The organism is Geomonas sp. (assembly GCF_056994735.1).
Genome location: NZ_JBXKJL010000495.1, coordinates 1 through 5139, shown reverse-complemented (window position 1 = coordinate 5139; position 5139 = coordinate 1). Strand labels below are relative to the sequence as shown.

5 protein-coding genes are annotated in these 5139 nt (G+C 62.3%); all 5 read left to right on the top strand.

From position 1 onward, the window contains the following. Positions 1-209, top strand: a 209-nt coding sequence (locus AC11W3_RS20915; protein WP_484093707.1) for a hypothetical protein, incomplete at its 5' end; no start/stop codon positions are given. 145 nt (positions 210-354) lie between these two features. Continuing rightward, positions 355-1638 carry an ATP-dependent 6-phosphofructokinase gene (locus tag AC11W3_RS20910; RefSeq protein ID WP_484088921.1) on the top strand — a complete coding sequence of 428 codons (1284 nt, stop codon included), beginning with the start codon at positions 355-357 and terminating at the stop codon, positions 1636-1638. Positions 1639-1665: 27 nt separating this feature from the next. Beyond that, positions 1666-3558 carry an NADH-quinone oxidoreductase subunit 5 family protein gene (locus AC11W3_RS20905; RefSeq protein WP_484093706.1) on the top strand — a complete coding sequence of 631 codons (1893 nt, stop codon included), beginning with the start codon at positions 1666-1668 and terminating at the stop codon, positions 3556-3558. Between the two features lie 61 nt (positions 3559-3619). After that, positions 3620-4501, top strand: coding sequence for a respiratory chain complex I subunit 1 family protein (locus AC11W3_RS20900; RefSeq protein WP_484088923.1), 882 nt, complete (start codon positions 3620-3622; stop codon positions 4499-4501). 16 nt (positions 4502-4517) lie between these two features. After that, a complete protein-coding gene (locus AC11W3_RS20895) occupies positions 4518-4991 on the top strand; it encodes an NADH-quinone oxidoreductase subunit B family protein (protein ID WP_484093705.1) in 474 nt (157 codons plus the stop codon). Positions 4992-5139: the final 148 nt, after the last annotated feature.

Here is a 5139-nt window from a genome sequence, read left to right as displayed (position 1 = left end):
CCGACACCCAGTACGCCTTCACCCGCCCCATCGCCGGTCACATGTTCACCCACTACGACGGGGTGCTGCGGGTGGACGGCGAGATGGGGGACAAGAAGGCCTACGATCCCCGCACCTACCTTGCCATCGCCGAGGCCGCCATGGCGGAGCGGGTCAAGCGCGCGGTCGAGGAGTTGCGCGGCAGCGGCACCACCATCTTCAAGGGATGAGACCCTAATTTCCCCTCTCCCTCCGGGAGAGGGCCAGGGTGAGGGCGTCTCCATGAGCGGTAGCGTCGCGTTTTCGTGAAAGCTCCCTCACCCGCCCTGCGGGCACCCTCTCCCGTGGGGAGAGGGTTATTGAAAGGAGAAATCCATGACCGATCCTCTGGACTTCAGCATCGACAGCCTCGGCGAGTGCCGCCACCCCTCTCCCATGCAGGGACGCTTTATCGGCGACAGCGAGCGGATCATGTACCACGCCAGGTTCGAAGAGATAAAGCCCTACCTCGCCGACGGAGTGGAGCCGCCGACGCTGGAACTGGCCGGGCCGCGGGAGAAGCTCTTCTTCGATCCCTCCGCCATCGCCTGCGGCATCGTCACCTGCGGCGGCCTCTGCCCGGGGATCAACAACGTCATACGCGCCGTGGTGCTGAGCCTGCACCACCATTACGGCGTCGCCAAGATCTACGGCTTCCGCTACGGCTACGAGGGACTGGCCGGCCGCCTGGGCCATGCCCCGGTCGAGCTGACTCCGGAGACGGTGGAAGGCATCGGCGAACAGGGGGGGACGATACTCTCCTCCTCCCGCGGCCCCCAGGAGCCGGCGGAGATGGTCGACACCCTGGAGGCGCTGGAGGTCGGCATCCTCTTCGCCATCGGCGGGGACGGCACCATGAAGGGGGCCGGGGCCATCGCCAGGGAGGCCCTCCGCCGGGGGAGCCCCATCAGCGTGATCGGCATCCCGAAGACCATCGACAACGACATCTCCTTCGTCCAGACCACCTTCGGTTTCGAGACCGCGGTTTCCGAGGCCCGCCGTGCCATCTACGCCGCCCATACCGAGTCGCTGGGGGCGCGAAACGGGATAGGGGTGGTGAAACTCATGGGACGCGACTCCGGGTTCATCGCCGCCTTCGCCACCCTGGTCGAGGGGCAGGTGAACTTCTGCCTGGTTCCGGAGGTCCCCTTCAGCCTCGCCGGGCTCCTCACCGCGCTGGAGGAGCGACTGGAGAAACGGGGACACGCGGTGATCGCCGTGGCCGAGGGCGCCGGACAGGAGCTCGTGGCCGGCACCGCGGAGCGGGACGCGTCGGGAAACGTGAAGTACGGCGATATCGGCACCTACCTGCGCGATGCCATCAAGGATCATTTCGGGCACGCGGGGAGAGAGATAACTCTCAAGTACATCGATCCCAGCTACATAATCCGCAGCCAGCCCGCGAATCCGCACGACTCCGCCCTCTGTCTCCTGTACGGGCACAACGCGGTGCACGCGGGAATGGCGGGTCGGACCAACATGGTCATCGGTTTCACCAACCACCAGTTCACCCATGTCCCCATCGCCCTCGCCACCGGGAAGAGGAAGAAGATCGACCCCGAGGGGCTGCTCTGGAACAGCGTGCTGGCCTGCACCGGGCAACCGAGGCAGATGCGCTGACCGCGAGTCGGCGAAAGGGTCGGGACCATGGGCGCCTTGATTTTCCTGATACTGTTCCCGCTGGCGATTGCCTTCCTGGCGTTAATCCCGGCACGCCGGCTCGCGGTCAGGAAGAGCCTGGGGGCGATCGCCAACGCCGTGCTGTGCGCCGTGCCGGTCTACCTCCTGGTCACCACTCTCGACACGGGACCGGCCTATTTCCGCATCGAAGGCAGGGCGATAGAGGTGGCCATGCTCGTTATCGAGCTCCTCATCGCCGTCTTCATCGTATACCTGTCGGTGATGGCGAAAAGGTATCTTCCGGTTCTCCTGGTAATCGTCCAGTCGCTCATCATGGTGGTTTTCGAGTCGACCTCCGCCCGCGGCCTGCAGATCGAGCACACCCTGTTCGTGGACAAATTCTCCATCATCATGGCGCTGATCGTCGGCATCATCGGCAGCGCAATCTGCCTCTACGCCATCGGCTACATGCCGGAGTATCACGAGCACTACAGGGAGGTGAAGGAGCGACGGAGCTATTTCGCCTTCCTCATGTACCTCTTTCTCTTCGCCATGTTCGGCATCGTCTTTTCCAACAACCTCCTGTGGCTCTACTTCTTCTGGGAGATCACCACCGTCTGCTCCTTCCTGCTCATCGGCTATCGGGACGACGATGCCTCCCGCGCCAGCGCCTTCAGGGCCCTCAACATGAACCTGGTCGGCGGGGTGGCCTTCGCCGTCGGCCTTTTCCATCTCGCCTCGTACGGAGTGATGGAGCTGGACAAACTCCTCCTCCTGGACAGGGGGACGGCGCTCCTCCCGGCGGTCTGCCTCGCCTTCGCCGGGCTGGTCAAGGCGGCGCAGTTTCCCTTCTCATCCTGGCTCACCGGCGCCATGGTGGCTCCCACGCCGGTTTCGGCGCTGCTCCATTCGAGCACCATGGTCAAGGCGGGAGTCTACCTGATCCTGCGGGTGGCGCCGGTCATGCAGGACACGGCCGCGGCCAAGATGCTCACCCTGATCGGCGGGGTGAGCTTTCTGGTCACCGCCCTGATCGCCATCTCCCAGACCAACGCCAAGAAGGTGCTCGCCTACTCCACCATCTCCAACCTCGGGCTGATCGTCGCCTGCGCGGGGGTGCACAGCGAAGCGGCGGTATGGTCGGCGCTCCTGCTGATCATCTTCCACGCCGTCGCCAAGTCGCTTCTCTTTCTCTGCGTGGGGATCATCGAATACAAGCTGGACAGCCGCGACATCGAGGACATGGATCATCTGATCATGCGCCTGCCGAAGCTCACCGCCGTGATGATGACCGGCATGGCGGGGATGTTCCTGGCCCCCTTCGGGATGATCATCAGCAAGTTCATCACCCTGAGGGCCTTCGTGGAGAGCAATCCCGCCATGGCCATCATCCTGGCCTACGGCTCCGCCGCCACCATCTTTTTCTGGACCAAATGGATGGGGAAGATCATCTCCATCAGGCATGGAGTGGCCGAGGTCGTGGAGCACCGGGTGAGCCGCTGGGAGTGGATCTCCCTGGGGATACTGGCCGTGGCCACGGTCGCCGTATGCCTCGGCTTCCCGTTCCTCTCCTTCCAGGTGATAAACCCCTATCTCGCTGACATGTTCGGTAAAGCCCCGATGGTCGACAGCTTCAACGTGCTGACCGTCTTCGGCATCATGCTCGGGCTCCTCATCATCCTCCCCCTGGGCCTCCTCTATTACGCCTTCGTCGACAAGAATTACAAGCGGGTCGGCACCTATCTCGGCGGCGGCAACCTGGACCATATCACCTTCGAAGGGGCCGCGGCGTCGAGGCAGCCGATCGAGCTTAGGAACTACTACCTGGAGAAGTATTTCGGCGAAGAGCGCCTGCTCGATGCGGGGGTGCTGGTATGCCTGACCCTGACCTTCATCATGTTCGGCGTGGCGGCGCTATGAGGCCCGTGTTGCCTGTTCATGACGGGCCCGGCCGAACCTTGACCCGTTGCGGGAGGCTGCCATGAACGGACTCTATGATTTGATCAGGTCCTGGAGCATACCGGAGCGGATGCTGGCCTTCGTCCTCCTCGCCCCGCTGGCGGGAGGGGTGCTGGCGGGGATCGACCGCAGGGTGAGCGCCCGTCTGCAGGGGCGCTACGGCCCGCCGGTGCTGCAGCCGTTCTTCGACGTCTTCAAGCTGCTCCAGAAGGAGCGGATCATCGTCAACAAGTTCCAGGACTTCCCCATCCTCCTCTTCCTGCTGTTCACCGTCTTTTCCGGCGCCCTGTTCTTCGCCGGCGCGGACCTCCTCCTGACCATTTTCAGCCTGGCCCTGGCCGGGACCTTCTTCGTCCTGGCCGGGTTCTGCGTCAGCTCTCCCTACAGTCACATCGGGGCGGAGCGGGAGATCATCCAGACCGTCGCCTATGAACCGATGATCATCCTCATGGCGGTAGGGATGTACCAGGTGACGGGGAGCTTCCGGGTGGGGACCATCGCCCAGCATCATGCCCCGCTGATCCTTTATCTCCCCGGGGTGTTCGCCGGCTTTCTCTACATCCTGACCATCAAGTTCCGGAAGTCACCATTCGACCTCTCCATGTCCCATCACGCCCACCAGGAGATCGTGCGGGGGATCACCACCGAGTTTTCCGGCCCCGCCCTGGCCCTCATCGAGATCACCCACTGGTATGAAACGGTGCTGCTGCTCGGCATGGTCTACCTCTTCTTTGCCTTCAGCCCGTGGCTGGCCGTCTCGATGGCCCTGGCCACCTACCTGTTCGAGATCGTGGTCGACATGAATTACGCCCGCTTGAGGTGGCAGACGACCTTCCTGAGCGCCTGGCTCTTCACCGCCGTGGCCGGGGTATCCAACATCATCGTGCTCAGCCTGATGCGATGAGGGCAAGGAGAGAGAGATGGGGTGGTTCAAACGCTCACCGTGGGTCCTTCATTACAACGCCACCAGTTGCAACGGCTGCGATATCGAGCTGATCGCCAGCCTGACGCCGCTCTACGACCTGGAGCGCTTCGGCATCGTGAACACCGGGAACCCCAAGCATGCCGACATCATGGCGGTCACAGGGTCCGTCAACGAGAAGAGCATACAGGTGGTGCGGAATCTTTACGACCAGATGCCCAACCCGAAGGTCGTGGTGGCGGTTGGAATCTGCGCCACCTCCGGTTGCGTCTTCCAGGACTGCTACAATGTGCAGGGGGGAGTGGACAAGGTCCTGCCGGTGGACGTCTACGTCCCCGGTTGCGCGGCCAGGCCCGAGGCGATCATCGACGGCATGCTCAAGGCGTGTGACATCCTCGAAGAGAAATATGAACAGCTAAAAAAAGACCGAAAGGCAAAGCGGTTCTCGCGGATACCTTCGGATAAGATCTGATAAAAATCTGATTTAAACCGTTGGGAAAGGCTTAATCACATTTTTATCTGTGTGTATCAGATGGAACCTGATTTAAAGGTTTGGAAAGGCTTTATCAGATTTTTATCCGCAGTTATCAGATTTGATCCGCGAGCCCGCTTTGAAGGAG